Origin of the sequence: Crossiella sp. S99.2, assembly GCF_023094165.1 — a bacterium.
Taxonomy (GTDB): Bacteria; Actinomycetota; Actinomycetes; order Mycobacteriales; family Pseudonocardiaceae; genus Crossiella.
This window is the reverse complement of the sequence record NZ_JALMDK010000002.1, coordinates 256,685-274,002: the sequence shown is the minus strand read 5'-3', so window position 1 is coordinate 274,002 and position 17,318 is coordinate 256,685. Positions and strand designations below refer to the sequence as shown.

The 17,318-nt window shown below is 67.2% G+C and carries 22 protein-coding genes; 9 read left to right on the top strand and 13 right to left on the bottom strand.

What is annotated here, in order from left to right; genetic code table 11:
• Positions 1-181 precede the first annotated feature (181 nt).
• Genes MZC64_RS07790 through MZC64_RS07780 form a run of 3 tightly spaced genes read left to right on the top strand, consistent with a single transcriptional unit; the run spans position 182 to position 3,048 of the window.
• Positions 182-1,438, top strand: a complete 1,257-nt coding sequence (locus tag MZC64_RS07790; RefSeq protein ID WP_247761247.1) for an MFS transporter — start codon at positions 182-184, stop codon at positions 1,436-1,438.
• Entirely contained in the window at positions 1,365-2,648 is a 1,284-nt protein-coding gene (locus MZC64_RS07785) for a hemolysin family protein (RefSeq protein WP_247761245.1), read from the top strand. The genes MZC64_RS07790 and MZC64_RS07785 overlap by 74 nt, the downstream gene beginning before the upstream one ends.
• Position 2,649: 1 nt before the next feature.
• Positions 2,650-3,048, top strand: coding sequence for an ASCH domain-containing protein (locus MZC64_RS07780; RefSeq protein ID WP_247761243.1), 399 nt, complete (start codon positions 2,650-2,652; stop codon positions 3,046-3,048).
• 4 nt (positions 3,049-3,052) lie between these two features.
• On the opposite strand, the gene MZC64_RS07775 is transcribed toward MZC64_RS07780, so the two are convergent.
• Positions 3,053-3,493: a hypothetical protein gene (locus MZC64_RS07775; RefSeq protein ID WP_247761241.1), complete on the bottom strand. Its 441-nt coding sequence runs from the start codon at positions 3,491-3,493 to the stop codon at positions 3,053-3,055.
• A 125-nt stretch (positions 3,494-3,618) separates the two neighbouring features.
• On the opposite strand from MZC64_RS07775, the gene MZC64_RS07770 reads away from it, so the two are divergent.
• Together MZC64_RS07770 and MZC64_RS07765 are read left to right on the top strand one after the other, a co-directional pair.
• Positions 3,619-4,137, top strand: coding sequence for a DinB family protein (locus MZC64_RS07770; protein ID WP_247761240.1), 519 nt, complete (start codon positions 3,619-3,621; stop codon positions 4,135-4,137).
• A gap of 4 nt (positions 4,138-4,141) precedes the next feature.
• Positions 4,142-4,651 (top strand): DinB family protein, encoded by a 510-nt coding sequence (locus tag MZC64_RS07765; protein ID WP_247761238.1) that lies wholly within the window; start codon positions 4,142-4,144, stop codon positions 4,649-4,651.
• A 9-nt stretch (positions 4,652-4,660) separates the two neighbouring features.
• On the opposite strand, the gene MZC64_RS07760 is transcribed toward MZC64_RS07765, so the two are convergent.
• Complete coding sequence (locus tag MZC64_RS07760; protein ID WP_185001273.1) at positions 4,661-4,966, bottom strand: hypothetical protein; 306 nt, start codon at positions 4,964-4,966, stop codon at positions 4,661-4,663.
• Between the two features lie 259 nt (positions 4,967-5,225).
• Complete coding sequence (locus MZC64_RS07755; protein ID WP_247761236.1) at positions 5,226-5,453, bottom strand: hypothetical protein; 228 nt, start codon at positions 5,451-5,453, stop codon at positions 5,226-5,228.
• A 553-nt stretch (positions 5,454-6,006) separates the two neighbouring features.
• Between MZC64_RS07755 and MZC64_RS07750 the strand changes: the two genes are divergently transcribed.
• Together MZC64_RS07750 and MZC64_RS07745 are read left to right on the top strand one after the other, a co-directional pair.
• Positions 6,007-6,675 carry a helix-turn-helix domain-containing protein gene (locus MZC64_RS07750; RefSeq protein ID WP_247761235.1) on the top strand — a complete coding sequence of 223 codons (669 nt, stop codon included), beginning with the start codon at positions 6,007-6,009 and terminating at the stop codon, positions 6,673-6,675.
• Positions 6,676-6,697: 22 nt separating this feature from the next.
• Positions 6,698-7,075 (top strand): hypothetical protein, encoded by a 378-nt coding sequence (locus MZC64_RS07745; protein WP_247761233.1) that lies wholly within the window; start codon positions 6,698-6,700, stop codon positions 7,073-7,075.
• Between the two features lie 1,000 nt (positions 7,076-8,075).
• Here MZC64_RS07745 and MZC64_RS07740 read toward each other — a convergent pair.
• From MZC64_RS07740 to MZC64_RS07715, 6 genes are all read right to left on the bottom strand, one after another.
• On the bottom strand, positions 8,076-8,534 hold the full coding sequence (locus tag MZC64_RS07740; protein WP_247761231.1) for an Imm1 family immunity protein: 459 nt from the start codon (positions 8,532-8,534) through the stop codon (positions 8,076-8,078).
• On the bottom strand, positions 8,531-9,316 hold the full coding sequence (locus MZC64_RS07735) for a DddA-like double-stranded DNA deaminase toxin (RefSeq protein WP_247761230.1): 786 nt from the start codon (positions 9,314-9,316) through the stop codon (positions 8,531-8,533). Before MZC64_RS07735 ends, MZC64_RS07740 begins: the two co-directional genes overlap by 4 nt.
• Positions 9,317-9,319: 3 nt before the next feature.
• The gene (locus MZC64_RS07730; RefSeq protein WP_247761228.1) at positions 9,320-9,571 is read right to left on the bottom strand and encodes a hypothetical protein; all 252 of its coding nucleotides are present in this window, start codon (positions 9,569-9,571) and stop codon (positions 9,320-9,322) included.
• Between the two features lie 285 nt (positions 9,572-9,856).
• Positions 9,857-10,198, bottom strand: coding sequence for a hypothetical protein (locus MZC64_RS07725; RefSeq protein WP_247761226.1), 342 nt, complete (start codon positions 10,196-10,198; stop codon positions 9,857-9,859).
• A 196-nt stretch (positions 10,199-10,394) separates the two neighbouring features.
• Entirely contained in the window at positions 10,395-10,775 is a 381-nt protein-coding gene (locus tag MZC64_RS07720) for a hypothetical protein (protein WP_247761225.1), read from the bottom strand.
• Between the two features lie 520 nt (positions 10,776-11,295).
• The gene (locus MZC64_RS07715) at positions 11,296-11,799 is read right to left on the bottom strand and encodes a hypothetical protein (protein WP_247761224.1); all 504 of its coding nucleotides are present in this window, start codon (positions 11,797-11,799) and stop codon (positions 11,296-11,298) included.
• Between the two features lie 625 nt (positions 11,800-12,424).
• Between MZC64_RS07715 and MZC64_RS07710 the strand changes: the two genes are divergently transcribed.
• The gene (locus MZC64_RS07710) at positions 12,425-13,279 is read left to right on the top strand and encodes a helix-turn-helix transcriptional regulator (RefSeq protein ID WP_247761222.1); all 855 of its coding nucleotides are present in this window, start codon (positions 12,425-12,427) and stop codon (positions 13,277-13,279) included.
• Positions 13,276-13,755 (top strand): DUF397 domain-containing protein, encoded by a 480-nt coding sequence (locus MZC64_RS07705; protein ID WP_247761220.1) that lies wholly within the window; start codon positions 13,276-13,278, stop codon positions 13,753-13,755. Before MZC64_RS07710 ends, MZC64_RS07705 begins: the two co-directional genes overlap by 4 nt.
• 394 nt (positions 13,756-14,149) lie before the next feature.
• On the opposite strand, the gene MZC64_RS07700 is transcribed toward MZC64_RS07705, so the two are convergent.
• The 4 genes from MZC64_RS07700 to MZC64_RS07685 are packed head-to-tail and all read right to left on the bottom strand — an operon-like array spanning position 14,150 to position 17,013.
• Complete coding sequence (locus MZC64_RS07700) at positions 14,150-14,794, bottom strand: hypothetical protein (RefSeq protein ID WP_247761218.1); 645 nt, start codon at positions 14,792-14,794, stop codon at positions 14,150-14,152.
• Complete coding sequence (locus MZC64_RS07695) at positions 14,772-15,959, bottom strand: MAB_1171c family putative transporter (protein WP_247761216.1); 1,188 nt, start codon at positions 15,957-15,959, stop codon at positions 14,772-14,774. The genes MZC64_RS07700 and MZC64_RS07695 overlap by 23 nt, the downstream gene beginning before the upstream one ends.
• Before the next feature lie 3 nt (positions 15,960-15,962).
• Positions 15,963-16,529 carry an ImmA/IrrE family metallo-endopeptidase gene (locus MZC64_RS07690; RefSeq protein ID WP_247761215.1) on the bottom strand — a complete coding sequence of 189 codons (567 nt, stop codon included), beginning with the start codon at positions 16,527-16,529 and terminating at the stop codon, positions 15,963-15,965.
• A gap of 28 nt (positions 16,530-16,557) precedes the next feature.
• A complete protein-coding gene (locus MZC64_RS07685; RefSeq protein ID WP_247761214.1) occupies positions 16,558-17,013 on the bottom strand; it encodes a hypothetical protein in 456 nt (151 codons plus the stop codon).
• Positions 17,014-17,318 lie beyond the last annotated feature (305 nt).

Sequence of the window (17,318 nt, the reverse complement as noted above, 5' to 3'; positions counted from 1 at the left end):
CGGTCGGGAACCCGGAGGCGAGCAGCACCTCAGCCGGTGACCCGGCGGCGACGCACCGCGAACACCAGCGCGGCCCCGCCGGCGAGCACTCTGCCGGGCAGGTCTGCCAGGGTTTCGCTGTTGCCAGGGTGCGGCTGTTGCGCCGTTGTCGCAGCGTGTGGTGCGCGCTTACGGTGCCGCCATGAGCGCACTGGCGAACCCGGTCTTCCGCCGGTTGTTCGCCGCACAGGTGCTGGCGTTGCTGGGCACCGGGCTGGCCACGGTGGCACTCGGCCTGCTGGCCTACCGGCTGGCCGGGGCCGAGGCGGGCACCGTGCTCGGGGTGTTGCTGGCGATCAAGATGACGGCGTACGTGCTGGTCGCGCCGGTGGTGACCGCGGTGGCGGCGCGGGTGCCCACCCGGGCGTTCCTGGTGTCGATGGATGGGTTGCGCGCGGTGGTGGCCGGGGTGCTGCCGCTGGTGGACGCGCTGTGGCAGGTCTACGCGCTGGTGGTGCTGTTGCAGGTGGCGGCGGCCGCGTTCACGCCGACCTACCAGGCCACCGTGCCCGCGGTGCTCACCGAGGAGCGGGACTACACGCAGGCGTTGTCGTTGTCCCGCTTGGCTTTTGAGTTGGAGGCGCTGCTGTCGCCGGTGCTGGCGGCCGGGTTGCTGCTGGTGCTCACGCCGGTCGAGTTGTTCTTCGGGACCGCGCTGGGATTCCTGGCCTCGGCGCTGTTGGTGGCCGGGAGTGTGTTGCCACGCAAGGAGATCCGCCGCGGCCGGACCGGCGGGTTCCGCACTTTCCTTGGCACACCGGCACTTCGGGCGTTGCTGGGGCTGAACCTGGCCACCGCGGCCGGTGGCGCGCTGGTGCTGGTGAACACCGTGGTGCTGGTACGGGACCGTTTCGGCGGCACGGCGGTGGCGGTCGCGGTGGCGCTGGGGTGTTACGGGGCCGGGTCGGTGCTGGCCGCGCTGGTGCTGCCGCGGGCGCTGCGCGCGCTGTCCGACCGGGCGGTGCTGCTGGGCGGCGGTTCGGTGCTGGCCGGGACGCTCGGGCTGGGCACGCTGTGGTTCGCGCTCGCGCCGGGGCTGACCGCGTTGCTGGTGCTGTGGGCGGTGCTCGGCGCGGCCGGGGCGGTGGTGCAGACGCCGGTGGGACGGCTGGTGCGGCGGTCCGGGTCGCCGGATGGGTGGGCCGGGCTGTTCGCCGCCCAGTTCACCCTCTCGCACGCGGCCTGGCTGGTGACCTACCTGATCGCCGGGCTGCTCGGGCCAGGGCCGTTGACCTTCGCCGTGCTCGGTGGTCTGGCCGCGCTGGGTGTGTTGTTCGCGGTGCGCGCCTGGCCGCCGGTGCGGCGGCACTACTGTGGTCGCCACCATGGACGGTTACTGGCTGAACCTCGCGCTCGTCGCGTTCCTGATCCTGGTCAACGCGTTGTTCGCGGGCAGTGAGATCGCGCTGATCTCCTTGCGGGAAGGGCAGTTGCGGCAGCTCGAACGTCGCGGCGGCCGCACCGCGCGGGTGCTGATCCGGCTCACCAGGGACCCGAACCGGTTCCTGGCCGCGATCCAGTTGGCGATCACCCTCTCCGGCGCGCTCGCCTCGGCCACCGCCGCGGTGACCCTGGCCCAGCCGCTGGTCCCGGCGCTGAGCTTCGCCGGGGAGGCGGCCGGTCCGCTGGCGGTGGCGCTGGTGACGCTGGTGCTGACCTTCTTCACCCTGGTCTTCGGCGAGCTGGCGCCCAAGCGGCTGGCCATGCAGTACGCGCACCGGTGGGCAATGCTGGTGGCCCGTCCGCTGGACCTGATCGCGACCATCGCCCGCCCGGCGATCTGGGCGCTGAGCCGGTCCACCAACGTGGTGGTGCGCCTGTTCGGCGGCAACCCGGAAGCCGGGTCCGAGCAGCTCAGCCCGGAGGAACTGCGCGACCTGGTGGCCGGGCACCGCGGGCTCAACGCCGAGCAGCGGATGATCATCACCGGTGCGCTGGAGATCCACGAGCGGCTGCTCCGGCACGTGCTGGTGCCGCGGCGCAACGTCTTCGTGGTCCCGGCCGACGCCACCGTGCAGGAGGCCCGCCGGATGCTGGCCGACTCCGGGCACTCGCGCGCGCCGGTGGTGCGTTCCGGGCACCTGGACGACGTGGCGGGCGTGGTGCACCTGCGCGAGCTGCTCGATGACAGCACCACCGTGTTGGAGGTGACCCGCGCGGCCACGATCTTCCCGGACACCCTGCGCGTCTCCGACGCCCTGCGCCAGTTCAAGGCCACCCACCAGCAGTTCGCCCTGGTGGTCGACGAACGCGGCGCGGTGGACGGCATCGTGACCCTGGAGGACCTGCTGGAGGAGATCGTCGGTGAGATCTACGACGAGACCGACCGGGACATCATGGCCGTGCGGACCGAACCGGACGGCGCCCTGCTGCTGCCCGGCACCTTCCCGGTGCACGACCTCATCGACCTGGGCGTGGAACTGAGCGACGCGCCCGAGGGCGACTACACCACGATCGCCGGCCTGGCCCTGATCGCGTTGCGGCGCATCCCGGACCAGCCGGGCGACCGGGTGGAACTGGCCGAGTGGACGCTGGAGATCACCGCGGTGGACCGGCACGCGATCACCGAGATCCGCCTGCGGCCCAAGGCGAAGCGAGCGGAGGACTGAGATGGCCTGGGCACGGTTGGACGGCCTGCGGGTGCTGGGCCTCGACAACCCCGGCGAGACCCGCGACTGGCTCAACGAACGCGTGCTGGGCGGGCACAAACAGGCCACCGCCGGCCTGCTCGGCGCCGACTACCAGGCCGAGGGCGAGCCGCTGGAACACGTCGGCGAACTGCTGGCGCTGGTGGACAGCCAGGAGCAGCGGATCGGCACGGTCGAGGTGACCAAGGTCGAGGTGGTGCCCTTCGCCGCGGTGGACTGGGCGTTCGCCCAGGCCGAGGGCGAGGGCTTCCGCTCGGTCGAGCACTGGCGGGAGGTGCACACCAAGTTCTTCACCGACAACGGCGCGCGTGTCGAGGAGGACACCCAGGTGGTCTGCATGCACTTCCGTCTGCTGCCCTGAGTCCTCAGCCGAGGCTGGGCAGCACCGCCGCCGCGAGCAGCAGCAGCCCGACTCCGGCCCGCCACGGCCAGGCCACCCTCGGCGCGGTGACGAACCCGGCGACCAGGTAGCCGAGCATCCCGTAGAGCAGGAACAACGCCGACTGCGGCAGCGGCAGCCCGGCCAGGAACCGGACTATGGCCCAGGCCGCCACCGGCCCGAGGATCGCGATCCGCCAGCCCTGCTCCACCCGGGCGCGGTGCAGTACCAGCCAGGCCAGCCCCACCCCGAGGGCCAGTCCCAGCGGGAAGGCCAGCAGCCAGGCGCCGAGGCAGCCGAAGCCCTGGTTGGTGCAGATGATCTGCTGGGTGAGCAGCAGTTCCACCAGCAGCAACACCAGGCCGGGCGCCAGTCCGGCCGCCGCCGAGACCAGCAGCCGGCGGCCGATCCCTTCAGTTCGTTCCACGGTGCTCATACCCTCGGCTACCCCCTCCCGAAAATTTCCCAGAATCCGGTTCGGAAATAGGACCGTAGCTGACCTATACGCCTCATAACGTAGTCCCCAGCAGCCCACCGAGGAAGGCAAAACCGATGACCAGCACCGAACTGACCAGCACCGACGCCACCCTGACCGGCGAGCGCGCCGACCTGCTGGAGGCACTGGGCAACGCCCGCTTCTTCCTCCGCAACACCGCACAGAACCTCACCGAGGAGCAGGCCAACCAGAACTCCACGGTGAGCGAGCTGACCATCGCCAAGCTGATCAAGCACGTGGCTGAGACCGAGTCGTCCTGGGCCAAGTTCATCGTCGAGGGCCCGTCCGCGATGGACTTCGAGGAGGCGGACTGGCACGCGCTCTGGACCGTCACCGAGCCGCTGGCCACCCTGCTGGACCGCTACGCCGAGGTCGCCGCCCGCACCGACGAGCTGCTGGCCACCCTGCCCAGCCTGGACGTCGCGCACAAGCTCCCCGAGGCCCCCTGGTTCGAGCCCGGCAAGTCCTGGTCCGCCCGCCGGGTGTTCGCGCACATCATCGGCGAGACGGCCCAACACGCGGGTCACGCGGACATCATCCGCGAGACCATCGACGGCCAGAAGTCGATGGGCTGACCCGATGACCGAGACCAAGCCGACGGGCGAGCGCGCCGACCTCCTGGCCGCGTTCGCCCATGCCCGGTACTTCCTCCGCCACACCACCCAGGGCCTCACCGACGAGCAGGCCAATACGCGCACCACGGCCAGCGAACTCACCCTGGCCGGCCTGATCAAGCACGTCACCGGCGCGGAGGTGAGCTGGACCAACTTCATCGAACACGGCGGCTACCGGATGTACTGGGAGGAGGAGGCCGGTGGCACCTGGTCGGACACCTTCACCCCCAAACCGGGCGAAACCCTGGCCGCCCTGCTGGACCGCTACACCGAGGTGGCCGCCCGCACCGACCACCTGATCGCCACCCTGCCCAGCCTCGACCTCGCCCACCCTCTCCCCGAGGAGCCGTGGTTCGAGAAGGGCTCCTGGACCGCCCGCCGCGTCCTGACCAACCTGATCGCCGAAACCGCCCAGCACGCGGGTCACGCCGACATCATCCGCGAGTCCCTGGACGGCCAGAAGTCGATGGGCTGAGCCGCCGGTTCAGTACGAACTGGCACAGTGCCGGCACCGCTTGTCCGCCACCCGCGACGGATTGTCCCCACCCGTCGCGGCGATCGGCTCGGCGTTGCCCAACCGCTCCCACGCCCGCGGCACCCCCCGGATCTCACCCCAGCCCCGGTAGTCCGGCGGGGCGTCGTGGTGACAGGCCCCAGGCAGGTGCGCGGTGTTGGTCCGGCTGACCAGGATGAGATCCGGTTCAGCGCGGACCACGACCCGGCGGCGGGTGTGCGGGCACTGGCCGGTCGGCAGGTCACATCGCTCGCAGCGGGTGATCGTTGAAGTCACCCCGCCATCATCCCGACAGCACCGACAGAACCTGCCCGGAACACGAGAAACCCCAGGTCATGCGGGATGACCTGGGGTTTCTGCTCGCTGAGCCGTCTAGGGGAATCGAACCCCTGACCTACGACGACTGCTCAGGCCACGCCCGGTCTGCCGGAGTTCGGCCTGGTTCGCGTTGCAGGCCGCGAGGTTGTAGGGACAACTCCGAACAGGGTCGATGGGGGACGAACTGCAACCCTAGAAGCAGGCCTCACCCAGTGGTCTAGGACTCCTCCACGTCCTCCTCGCTCGCCACGAGGGCGCTCCCATCGCCCGCGAAGACACGATGGAACAAGCCGAAGGAACTCCGGACCTGTCGTACAGGCGGCGTAGCTCCAGAGCTGCCGTATGCCGTGACTGCGGCTGCCGAGGTCTTCTCTGCGATGCCAGGGATCTTCTTGTCCGGCTCACGGAAGCGAGTACCGTCGTCCTCAAGCTCCAGTTCGATCAAGATGCGCACCGTTCGGTTCTGAGCCATACCTGCACCCCTTCACTGTTGGCGGTGTGAAGCGAGGTCGACATGTGAGCCAATCGCGTTATCGCTGGAGTCCATTCGGACGCAGATCCGTTACCGCACTGAAGTCCGGACCCTGTTCAGGAACCGACGGCGCAGCGCGTCGACAGGGGTCACTCGCCGGAAGTAGCGAAGCAGGGTGACCGCCCTGGCGATCGACACGGCCTGGAGCGGCTTCGCAGACTGACCCGGTGTGGCGCGGCGTGTCTGCCGATACTGGCAGGGACGTGGCGGCTCGCTGGATGCAGCGGCGGGTCAGTCGCCGCAGCGGAGCGAAGGTCGACCGTGCCCCGATGGATACGGCCAGCGCGGCCACCCGCAGCGCACAACCTGGCGGTGCACCTTGATCTCGTAGAGCCAAATTCGGCAGCCAACACTGCATGCCATTCCTTGTGTTCGGCCGCAAAATTGTGTCACCGAGGGGTGGGCTAGCGCTTCGTGATCGGCATCGCGATACTGGCATCATCGGCGACTAGACGAAGGGGGCTTGATGGACGAGGACGTGCGATTCACTCGACCACTCATGGGCATGGCTGATGCGGCTCGGCACCTTGGCATCCCTCGGCAGACGTTCCATCGTTGGGCACGCGGCTACGAACGCGGCGGACCCCTTCTGCATGTTGCCAGTCCGGAGAGCATCCGGCGCGCCAGCGTTCCGTTTGTCGCTCTTGCTGAAGCGTGGGTACTGGAAGGGCTTCGCCAAGCAGGTGTCAAACCTCAGAAGATCCGCCCAGCCCTAGAATGCCTGCAACAAGAATTCGGCCGCGAATACGCTCTAGTGTCGCCGGAACTTGCGACTGATGGAATCTCGGTCTTGTGGGACTTCTCCAGAACAGAGGCAGGAGCAGGCCTAATTGAGGGCGGCACGGGACAGGCTGTAATCCGCGAGATCGTTAAGGACTACCTCAAGTACGTAGGCTTCGCCAATGACGGCTACCCTGACCTACTTGAACTTAAGCCATTTGAGCCAACCAAGGTAGTGATTAGCCCATACCGATCTTCGGGGCAGCCCGTTTTCGATGGTTCCGGAGCCAAGGTTGCCAATGTAGCCGCGATGCTGAAGGCAGGTGAGGACCCTGCCATCGTCGCCGAGGAACACGGGGTCGGAATCGACGCAGTTCGGGCCGCCGCTCGCGTCCTCTTGGGCCGCGCCTCCTGAGTTCTATCTCGATGAGAATGCTGTGACCAAGACTGTGCGGAGACTGCTCACCGGGCTTGGCTATAGCTGCCACACACCTCCTGAAGTCTTCGGAACGCGAGCCGAATCCCTTGGCGCCGAAGATACCGAATGGCTAAAGAAGATCACAAACAGCGGGTGGGCAGTACTCAATCGTGACGCGAAAATTATGGAGCGACCGCACGAGCTAGATGCCTACCGCGCGGCCAGAGTTCACATGTTCTACCTACCAGGGGAAGCCACACGAGATGAACTTAGAAGTCTAGTGGAGAACAATCTGCGCAACATTATTACGTACGCGACGGATCGAAAACCCGACGTCTGGAAGATCACCAAGAACGGTATCGAACAGTTCACCATAAAGAAAGTTCGCCGTCGCTAGCTGATGACGTCAGGTAGGTCATGCCTGAAGGGCTAGCAATTCATCAGGAAGCGAGCGAGGTCAGCACTGTTGACGCCGACTACGTACACCCCGGCGTCCGTGAGCTTCTTATCCTTGCCAGATCTTTTCGAGTACCCGATTGCTTGAGCTCTAGCAGCATGGGCTGCGTCACCGGGTCACCGATTGAACACGCACTTGCCAACCGGTAGGCTGAGATTTTCCGGGGCGGGTATCGCCACGCATGTGCTCAGGATGCACCGGATCACCTCCCGACCACTCAAGATCACGCATCGGCGGAGCAAGGTCGCCCGGAAAATCAAGCTGCTCGTCGACCCGCCGTCAGCGGGGCCAGTCGACCAGGACTCACTGCGAGGCCTGGAGGCAAAGGCGGTCGTCCTGGCGGTAGCGGAACGGGGCTCGGTGTTCGACTGGGCTGGCATGTGGGCGTCGGCACGGTGAGGTGCTGGGGCCGGGTTGACACTTGGAGGCTGAGGTTCGCTACGCCCGGCCGCGTGACGGGCGGCACACGGCGAGGCGCTGCTGGCCGAGCAGGGCGTTCGCGTGCGAACGATCCAGGGGATCCAGGGGCACGATGGCATCCGGACGACGCAGAACTACACGCACACGAGCGGGCGGGTGAAGCGGGACGCAGCGAGCCAAATAGGAGCGGCCCTGTAGGACTGAACGCAGGCGCACCAGAGCGAACTGTAACGCCCGGATATGGGCCAGGGCGCCTCCGCGAACGGAAACGCCCTGGTCATCGCTTGGAGCCGCCTAGGGGAGTCGAACCCCTGACCTACACATTACGAGCTTCGCAGCGATCATGACGCGTGGCACCAGCAGTGCTGACCCATCCTGATCTGTACTGGTCAGGATGGGTTTGTCATGTTCTGGTGCTAGTCCCTGACGACGGATGCCACCGCGTTCGGACAGACTTCGGCCAGACCTCGGACGGACCGTCAGCGGACAGCATGAGCAGCAAGGTAGGCGCGCGAGCGCTCTATGCGACTGGATCAGGCTTTAGCTGCCAGTTGACCTTGGTCGGCCGCTTGCCTTCGGTGGCCAGAAATTCGCAGATGGCCTCGACGGTGTCCGCCGTGGTGATCGAGCTGTTGGCCGGACGCTCAGCCGGTTCACCGAAGTAGGCATACTCCGTGACGTCCGACTCCGACTCTGACTGGTCGAGGCTGAACCAGGTACCGGCAGGCTCCGGTCCGCTGTAGGACAGGCTGCACCGGCCACGACTACTGTCGAACCCAACCCCGAACTCGTGATTCGGACGACCGTGCTTGTTCATCCCTCCCGGAGCGATGGCGTACAGCAGGGCAAGCTGAGGATCATCCGGCGGCGTCAAGCGCATGATCTCCTCGACGAACCGCGCGGCGTCTTCCTTACTGCGAAGGATGTGCGGACCACGCTCCGGCGCAACAAATGCCTCTACAGATGGCGTGTCGGTCACTGCGACTCCAGACCCTCGAACGTCTCGCTGCGGATGCTATCCCCGTCCGGCCAGTACACGACCAGGCGCTGACCGGGACGGAGGATGCTCGGCAGGATTGCCGCACAGCCGTTCCAACCCGGGCACGGGCCGAACTGGTGGTTGATGACGAGGTGGACCTCGCGGACACCTTCGCTGCGGCGCATCCGGACGGCGAGCTTGGTCTCAACGTGCGTGGTGATGGCAAGGTCGCCGTTGGGTGGGCTTAGCTCCAGCTTGCGCAGCTCGGCCACCGCGTCGGCATAGTCGTGCGATCCGCTTCGCACCGCGTCGCTGACGCCTCCGCGATCATCGATCCACACGCCCAGAGTGGTCTTGTTCCTGGCGGACCGGAGCGGCAGGGTCTTCACGATGTCGGCAACCCGGTCCGGGATCGGCCGCGGATCTGTGGCCCAACGCGCCGCCGGGCTGGCGGGTTCCGGCCGAGGCACGACGGCGGGCGTAGTCGCAACCCGCTCGGCCGGCGGGACGGTCGGCGCGGGCGCCGGAGTACCCCCGGCAATCCAGCTCTCAGCCTCCGCCCGTGCCCTCGCCGCAAGCGACAGCGCAGTGTTGAGGTGGCCGTCAGCCAGTGCCATTTGGTCAGCGGCCTCGACGAGCAGCGCCGCCCCCGTGGTCTCGGTCATCTGCGCGAGAGCACGCCGGTGCCCCTCCAACTCACGCTGACAGCCATCGAGCCCGTCAACGGGAAGTCCCGCGAGCTGCGCGCGGAGATTCTCGGCGACCTCGCCTTCGGAGGTCACCGGCTACACCTGGGCAGCGGCACTGCGTAGGGAAGTCGCGGCGGCGGGGAGATAGTCCTTGGCCGCTTGGACCTCCTCCGTCAGGGCGGCCAGGGTCGAGGTGAGGCGTTCACCGTCGGCACGGTTGCTGGTGTTGAGGATTTTGGCGACTCCGGTCAAGACGGCCTGGACGGCCGTCAGGTGCTCCAGGAGCGGCATGGTTTCCAGGTCTTCGGCTATGCCGATCAGTCCGGCGGCTAGCTCTCCGGCGCTCATCCGGTTACCCCCTGTTGCTCGACTCACCCCATGGTGACATCGGTGGCTGACAACGCGGCGGGGAGTCGGGGCGGCCCCGCGGCGGGACCGATACGCCCGACCTGGCGAGGAAGGCGTACCGGTCCCGCGTCCCCGGCGCGATTGGGGGTCGCGAGTGCCGGGGGCCGGACGAGCACAGCGCGCAGCGTCCGCCCGGCGAAGATGAGCGTTCAACCTCTCGTGTCGATCTCCTTCCTGCTGAACGGATCGGCGGTGCACGTGCCCGCCGCGGCTTGGTGCGGAAGGTCAGCCTGGGTCGGAGGCCGGTTCCTCGACGGGCGGCTCAGGTCGGTTGAACGAGAAGTCGTGGATCGCCAGCTCCAGTGATTCCGATTCCTGAGCTAGCAACGAGATCATGCGCAGCAACTTCCGAAGGTGCTGTCCGTGCACGACATCAGTGAGGTCAGCGGGCCGGTCCCGGCCCTCCCGCAACCACCGCAGTTCTTCCGCGACGGTCATCGTGTTGTTCAGAGCGTTGACGAACTTGTTCCTGGCCGGGTCGTGGCGCAGGGACAGGTCCGCCCAAGCGATGTGCGCAGCCGGGACAAACGCCAGCCGGGCGGACCTGTCCGGCACGAATTCGTTCATGCGTCATCCCTTGGTTGGTCCGTGCAGGGGTCGGCAGCCTCGACGTGACCTGTCCAGTGCACCGGGTGTCGCAGGAACGGCAACTTGGCGCAGCAGTACAGGCATTGAAGGACTCGGTTGTCCAAGTTGACCCAGTGGTGCAGCGGACCATCTGGCCCCGTGCAGGGAAGCGGAACCGCGTCGGCAGGGTCGACGGTCATCGGACCCCCTCCAATGCCCAGGTACTGCCGGAATGGTGGCGTAGGGGAACGTTCAGTTCGGCCAGCAGGCTCTTGACCAAGTTGGGGCTGTGCCCGATCCCGGCTGCAATCGCGTTGATCGACAACAGGTGCGGTTCCAGGTAGAGCGTCCGCACGGCGTCGGCGAGCCTGTGCCGGGTTTCCCCTACGTAGCAACGGTCGTACTGCGCCTCCCTCATGTAGTTCCAGATCGACATGGCCGTGTCGCGTGGCACGCCGAGAATCGCAGCGGCCTCACTGACCCTGCACCCTCCCTTCATCAGGGGTGTAAGTGCACGCTGAATCTGGAGCTGTTCATGGTGCGTAAGGGTGTGCCGGGCACTGGTCCAGTACGGCATCAGGTGGCCCCTTCCAGCACCGACCCGATACGCGGAATCTCTTGTGTCGCATCAGGATCAGGGCGGACATGGTGCCTGCCACGGGGATCGGCAGCCCGCGGTGCTGGCACGGCGGCAGGTGCGGAGGTTCGCGACGGCTCGGTAGTGCGCGGTGCTGGCCGGTCACGGTGGGGCCGCTGGTCGAGCAGGGCCAGGGCGGGGTGCTGGCCGGGTACAGGTTCACGATCGCCGACCCTGGGGTTGCTGGTGATCTCAGTTCGGCGGGCGTGCGCAACCGCGCGCTGCTGGTCTGCTGCCCTTGCCCGATGCCGGGCGACGCGCGCAGGGTCGGGAGGCTCGACCTGGCCTCCCCGCAGCCTGGCGACCAGGGATCGGGCATGGAATGAAGCTCGGCTGTCGGCATCCATGTCGGAGTCAAAGACCCCGGCCATCCACGCCAAGGCAGCCAGGATGGCCGTGACGACCAGGCTTCCCACCCCGAAGGATGACCAGGACCATTCCAGGTAGAGGCCGAAGACCATCATTGGTCAGCCTCCGTTGTGGACGGAGGTTCGACCGGTTCCCTGTTGGAGTTGTTGGCCTCGAACACTGCCGCACAGAACCCGACTACCAGGGCGATCACGTTGTGGCGACGGTGAACCGACCGCACGAGCACGACCAGGACGGCCACCAGGGCGGCGCAGATTGCGAATGGCATCCCGGGCAGGTCGAAGGTGTCCAGGAACGCACAGACCAACAGCAGGGCCAGGCAGCTACCAAGACCCCAGGAGGTGATCAGCAGGTTGTGGTGATTACGTTGCAGTGCAACGGATCTGCCGCGCAGAATCCGTTCTGCGGCGCGCTGCTCGGACGCGGGCATCTCCTCGAACACGTCGAGCATGGCCGCCACACCCACGTCCAGCTTTGCGGAGGTCACCGGTTCGGTGTCGCAGAGGAAGCCCGTTGGGTTTGATGCCGCAGGTCGTCTGCCCTCACCGGCTTGCAGCACGTGCCGCGTACAGCCGAGGAAGCCGCGGTCAGCCATGCCGACCACCCCGGTTTCCTTTGTGCCGCAAGGTAAACCTCTTGCGACACACCGCGTACCGGTTGTTGATCCACTCCAGGATCGAGATGCATAGGTCTGCCAGCATGCTTGCCCCGTCCACCGTTGGGAACGGCGGAGCGTGGTCCGCGCCGTGCCTCCCACGCTCCGCCGCCGTCTTGGCGGATGGGCGGGACCGCCCGGGCTCACAAGCCAGTCGGTCCCGTCCACCCGGTGAGCGCGACTGCGTCAGCGACCAGGCGTCCGGCACCTGCAACGCCGGGCGCGCAGCCACGCTCGGGACAGGCAGGCGCGAGCCAACTTCAAAACCCGCGACCATGCCTGTCCGTCGAGCACGCCGCTCCGGTTGAGGGTTCGTCGATCTCCCTCTGCGGAGACCGACGGCAGCAGCGGCGCGCTCGCCTTCGGGATGGGCAGGGCGGCGCGGATGTCCGACAGCCAGCCCTGCCCACCACCGGTCCGCCTAATCGGGGGCTGACGTGCGGCAACTCGGGCCACTCCCCCGGACCAGGCTCGCCGGTATCGACAATCTACCAATCGACAAATTGTCGGCAATCCCCCATCTGGGGACAAGTTGTCGACTAGGTGACGAGGCTAGGCTTCCGGCATGGCCGTCCAAACGCCCCGCCTGAAGCGCATCCTCGGCAAGCTCCTCCACGACTTGCGCGAGACGGCTGGTCTGTCGGCCAAGGAGGTTGCAGAGAGCCTGGGTGTCGAGCCGAGCACCATCAGTCGGTACGAAAGCGGCGAAAACCGGATCCAGATGCGAGTGGGCCTTGATCACCTGCTCGATCTCTACAAGGCGTCAGCCGAAGGCCGCCACGATGCCTACGAACTCTGGGTGCTCACCGGCAAGAGGACGAGGAAGCTGGACATTCCCGATGGAACATCCGTGGACTTCCGCAAGTTGGTGTCCTCCGAGCCTGACGCCCACTTCGTGCAACACCTGGCGACGAAGACCATGCCCGCGAGAACACAGACCGACCCGTATGCGCGGGCCTTGCACGCACTTGGTGCACGACCGCCGGAAGCCATCGAGGCGTCAGTCAAGCTGCGACTTGCCCGACAGAAGCAGCTCGAAGGGCCTCAGCCGCTCCGCATGGAATCCGTACTCGACGAGTGCGTCATCTACAGGACCGTCGGCAGCCCGATGATCATGGCCGAACAGCTTGAATACCTGCTGAAGCTCGCCGAACGGGACCACATCGAGCACCGTGTCCTGCCGTTCGGCGCGGGTGCCTACGAGGGCATGATGTCCACGATCTCCGTCTATCACTACCGCTACCCCATCGGTTCGCGCACGGTCTACCTGGAGCGAGACGGGGGCAGTTCGTTTGTGGAGAATGAGCCTGACGTGCAGCGCTACTCGGCCTGGTACAACGCCGCCCTCGCACTGTCGCTGACGGCGAAGGCTTCGGCCGAGTTGATCCGCAATCGGGCGAAGGAACTCAGGAAGCTATGACAAGTAGCGTCGTGTACTCGAAGAGCAGCTACAGCGGGCCAGGTGGGGGCAACACAACCGACGACTGTGTGCTGGTGGGGTTCGACCGGGACGTTGTCCACGTCCGTGACAGCAAGGACCCGAACGGGAGTCCACTCACCTTCACCCGGGCTGACTGGACCGCGTTCCTCACCACCATCACCGATCCGGCCGAGCTGCGTGCATGGCCGTTCGACCTGACCGTCCAGACTGCCGTGGGAGACAAGTTCGGCCACCGGGGCGAACTTGACTACGGCACGGCGCGCTGGCGTGGCGGCAGTGCGGAGCTGACCGGCACCGGTCGCGCCGAGTTCGCTTTCCTGCCGTTGGCTGGGACGCACTACGTCGGCCTGCGCAACAGCGCGAGCCCGCGCGAGGTCCTCGTCTTCGAGCTGGGTGAGTGGATCGCCTTCGTCCGTGGTGCTCTGGATCGAGAGTTCGACCTCGCCGCGGCTTGACCCGCGCGCCGGCGGCCGGGTGGCTCCATCAGATTCCGGCTCCACCCGGCCACCCGCCCGGCGCCCAGCTCGACTGTCCCCGGAGCGCGTGGCGGATTAACCTGCCCCGAGTGACCAGTCAGGCAGCAGATCAAGGTCAGGTTGTCGAGGTCATCCCGCCCTCTTGTCCGGCTGGACACGAGTGGGGTCCAGACCGGGTTCTGGTCGGCTGGATGCCTTGCCAATGCGCGGGGTCCCGCGGCGGCGGCCACCGAAGCTGGCGGTGCAACGTCGGCAGTTGCGCCGAACAGTTGCTGGCGACCCGGCACCACCCAAGCAGCGCCGAACCCTCTCCGCCGGCTGAGGAACGCCGGGTGCCGTAGTCCGGGCACCCGGGCCGTTCTCCGCTCCGCGGTCAGCCGAGCATCTGCTCCAACACCCAGTACCCGCCGCCGCCTGCGATCAGGCCGACCACGGTGCCCAGCAATACCTGTCCGGTGGTGTGGTCGCGGAGCACCACCCGGGACCAGTTGACCCAGACCACCAGCAGCGTCAGCACCAGCGCCCACGGGTTGTAGACCACGGCGAGGATCACCACCGCACCGGCGGCCACGGCCCCGTGAAGGGAGACCTTGTACTTCGCGCCGAAGGTGATCAGCAAGCTGACCACGAGGGTGAGCAGCATGGCGGCGGCCAACGAGATCATCTGGTGCGGGGCGTCGCCGAGGATCAGCGCGACCCAGCCGACGGCCAGGGACCCGATGCAGGCTGCGAACGGCACGATGCGCCCTTCGCGGTTGGTCACGTGGTGGCCGTCCCACGCGCCCTTCTTCGCACCGCGGACGATGACGATCATTGGCACGACCGACCCGGTCACGCCGACGATCAAGCCCCACAACAGGGTCGCGCCGAACTGGTGCCCGGTGGCCTGCCAGGCCACCACCAACGGCAGGCCCAGTACCCACACCCACGGGGCGAGGATCTCGGTGGCCAGCCTGGCGACGGCGCGGCGGGCACCGGTGGCGGTGGGCGTGGTGTCAGTGGTGTGCGGGCTGCTCATCGGCGAAAACCTCTTCGAGAAGGGTGTTGGCGATCGGGGACGTGCTGAACGCACGCGATAGCTGGACCAGTCTGGCGACGTCCCGGTCAGGATCGGCGCTGTCCGAGTAGCCGAACTGGGCGGGTGTGGCCGTCAGGGGCGGCAAGCCGCTCGACCGCAGACGCAAGGCGACCGCGATCACGGCCGCTTCCGCTGCGATGTCGAGGGCTTCGCCGCTCAGCCCTTGAGCTGCGGCCAGGGCGCGTGCGCGCTCGGCGAGGCTGGGCGTCAGGTACATCTGCAACGGGCCGACGAGCACGTCCCTGATCTCCACCACCCGCCCGCGAAGCCGAGCCGCCGCACGGCTTTCCGACGTCGAGGTCGGCCGGTTGAAACGCAACTCGGGGGCCTGCTCCATGAGCGCGCGCCACAGTGGAGTCAGCGCACGGTAGGCGCGACGGGCATCCCACACCGGACCGAGCGGCGGCACCAGGACTCCGGCCATCAGCAGCACGATCGCGGGCAGCACGATCAGCGTCCCGATCCCGGCAGGGCCGTGTTCTTCCCACGGCAGGGAGCCACCGAACGCGCGCACCGCGCTGTAGACGGCTTTGTGTCCGACGTAGAGCAGACCGGCGGCCGCGCCCCAGGTCAGCAGGCGCAGTCCTCGGCGCAGCCAGCGCAGCGGCACATGCCGCGCGACCCGTGCGGACACGGCGACGTCCACCAACGCCCAGCCAAGCGCGATGTTGTACAGCGTCAGGTACTCCAGGACGAACGGCCGGTCGCCGTACACGCCGTTGATCACCGGGATGCCCTCGGGCAATGGACCCAGCAGGTAGAAGACCACCAACCCGGTGCAGCCCAGCACGAGCACGGCCAACCGGCCACGCGCACGGCGGCCGACTTCCTGATCGTCCAGCCGCAGGTACAGCGTGAACTTCGCGAGGGCGAAGGCGGCCGCCAGGACTGCGATGTGCTGGACCAGCTGAGGCAGGGCGGGCACGCCCAGCAGATCGACCAGCCGGAGCTGAAGGAAGCCGATCACCAAGGCGATGTCCAACCACACCAACGATTCGACCATCGCGCGGACGCCCGGGTCCGGTCTGCGTCGCAACGCGCGCACCCGGTACACCAACGCGACGGTGACCAGCACCACCGCGAACAGGTGCAGCACTCGATCCATGGCCTATCCCCCCAATATCCTGCGGTACCGGTCGACCATCGGTTGGTGCTCCGGCGGGGCCGGGTTGTGCGACAGGTGCCCGGCGACGAGGTAGGCAAAGTGCTCCGCGGCGCACTCAACGGCGTCGCCGTAGACGGTGCGGGTGGCCGCGTCCCCCAGCGCATCGCCGAGCGCGGCCGCATCGGTGATCACGTCGTCGTCGACGTGGCGGGTCTCGTGGCGGCAGCAAAGGTGCCCGAGTTCGTGCAGCACAACGTGTTCCTGATGGGGCACGGTGGTGTCCTCCCGGAAGAAGATGAAGTCGACCTCGTTGCCCGCCAGCCACATTCCGAACGGCATCGGCACGCGGTTCCGGCGTGCCCTCTCGACCACTGCTGCGGAGAAGGGGATCACCTGGATCGGGCGCCCGCGCCGTTCAGCGACACGCGCTATCACCTGGTCCAGGTCGCACGGGACCGTCAGCCCAAGTTCGGCGACAAGGCGTCGAACACCCTGTTCGTCTACGACCGGACCGTCGTCGGCAGGTTCGGCAGCGGCGCGGGCGCGCCGACCGAACATCCGCTCCAGCAAGCCGTGGGCTTCCTGGTGCTGTTCGGGCCTACACATCATCGGCCCCGTTGCCACGGCCAGGTTCGCGTTCGATTTCTTTGACCTGGTTGAGCAGCCCAAGTATCAGCTCCTGCCCTTTCGGGCCGAGCGTGTCGAACGTGCGCAACATGGCGTGCTGCTCAGGGCGCGGCACAGGCAGCACGGACCTGACGGGCGTCTCCAGCCGGTACGCCAGCTGGGCGTACTCCACACTGCACACGAAGACCGCGGCCGGGACGTTGAAAACCCGGGCGAGCGCGTCGCAGTAGCTGATGCGTGGGTCCTTGCGGGCTCCGCTGCGCAACTGGGAGATGTAGGCCGAGGTGACGTCCACGCCGACTGCCCGCATCGCCGTCGCGACGTCGACGTTGGAGTACTCCCGGCCGTTCGGCTTGAGCACCTTGCGGAACAGCAGGTTCAGCACGTCAGCGGTTGTCGGCAACGTGTCATCGCTGGGGTCCTGCACGCCTCCCCCTCCATCCAAGTATTAACAGCGGTTACGAAATCGGCCGATTTCCTAACACGGGTTGACGATAGCCTACGCAACCGGCCTAAACTCCCGCCGGACATTGAGAGCGGGGAGGCTCCGGGTGGTCACCACAACACGCAGACGCGCTATACCGTCGATCGTGCAATCTGCACATTTCATTACATGACCCGGGCCTCACTCGAATGCCGTAGCGCCCGCATCACCCACACGGCTTAACCGCGAACCCCCGGGCGGGGCGACTCGCTGAGCCGTTCACCGTTGCGCCCCGTTGGCGTCGGCCG

Bases quoted from the DNA above. Each gene is read 5' to 3' on its own strand.
- MZC64_RS07790 (WP_247761247.1), top strand. From the start codon at position 182: ATGAGCGCACTGGCGAACCCGGTCTTCCGCCGGTTGTTCGCCGCACAG.
- MZC64_RS07785 (WP_247761245.1), top strand. From the start codon at position 1,365: ATGGACGGTTACTGGCTGAACCTCGCGCTCGTCGCGTTCCTGATCCTG.
- MZC64_RS07780 (WP_247761243.1), top strand. From the start codon at position 2,650: ATGGCCTGGGCACGGTTGGACGGCCTGCGGGTGCTGGGCCTCGACAAC.
- MZC64_RS07770 (WP_247761240.1), top strand. From the start codon at position 3,619: ATGACCAGCACCGAACTGACCAGCACCGACGCCACCCTGACCGGCGAG.
- MZC64_RS07765 (WP_247761238.1), top strand. From the start codon at position 4,142: ATGACCGAGACCAAGCCGACGGGCGAGCGCGCCGACCTCCTGGCCGCG.
- MZC64_RS07750 (WP_247761235.1), top strand. From the start codon at position 6,007: ATGGACGAGGACGTGCGATTCACTCGACCACTCATGGGCATGGCTGAT.
- MZC64_RS07730 (WP_247761228.1), bottom strand. From the start codon at position 9,571: ATGAGCGCCGGAGAGCTAGCCGCCGGACTGATCGGCATAGCCGAAGAC.
- MZC64_RS07725 (WP_247761226.1), bottom strand. From the start codon at position 10,198: ATGAACGAATTCGTGCCGGACAGGTCCGCCCGGCTGGCGTTTGTCCCG.
- MZC64_RS07720 (WP_247761225.1), bottom strand. From the start codon at position 10,775: ATGCCGTACTGGACCAGTGCCCGGCACACCCTTACGCACCATGAACAG.
- MZC64_RS07715 (WP_247761224.1), bottom strand. From the start codon at position 11,799: ATGGCTGACCGCGGCTTCCTCGGCTGTACGCGGCACGTGCTGCAAGCC.
- MZC64_RS07710 (WP_247761222.1), top strand. From the start codon at position 12,425: ATGGCCGTCCAAACGCCCCGCCTGAAGCGCATCCTCGGCAAGCTCCTC.
- MZC64_RS07705 (WP_247761220.1), top strand. From the start codon at position 13,276: ATGACAAGTAGCGTCGTGTACTCGAAGAGCAGCTACAGCGGGCCAGGT.
- MZC64_RS07700 (WP_247761218.1), bottom strand. From the start codon at position 14,794: ATGAGCAGCCCGCACACCACTGACACCACGCCCACCGCCACCGGTGCC.
- MZC64_RS07695 (WP_247761216.1), bottom strand. From the start codon at position 15,959: ATGGATCGAGTGCTGCACCTGTTCGCGGTGGTGCTGGTCACCGTCGCG.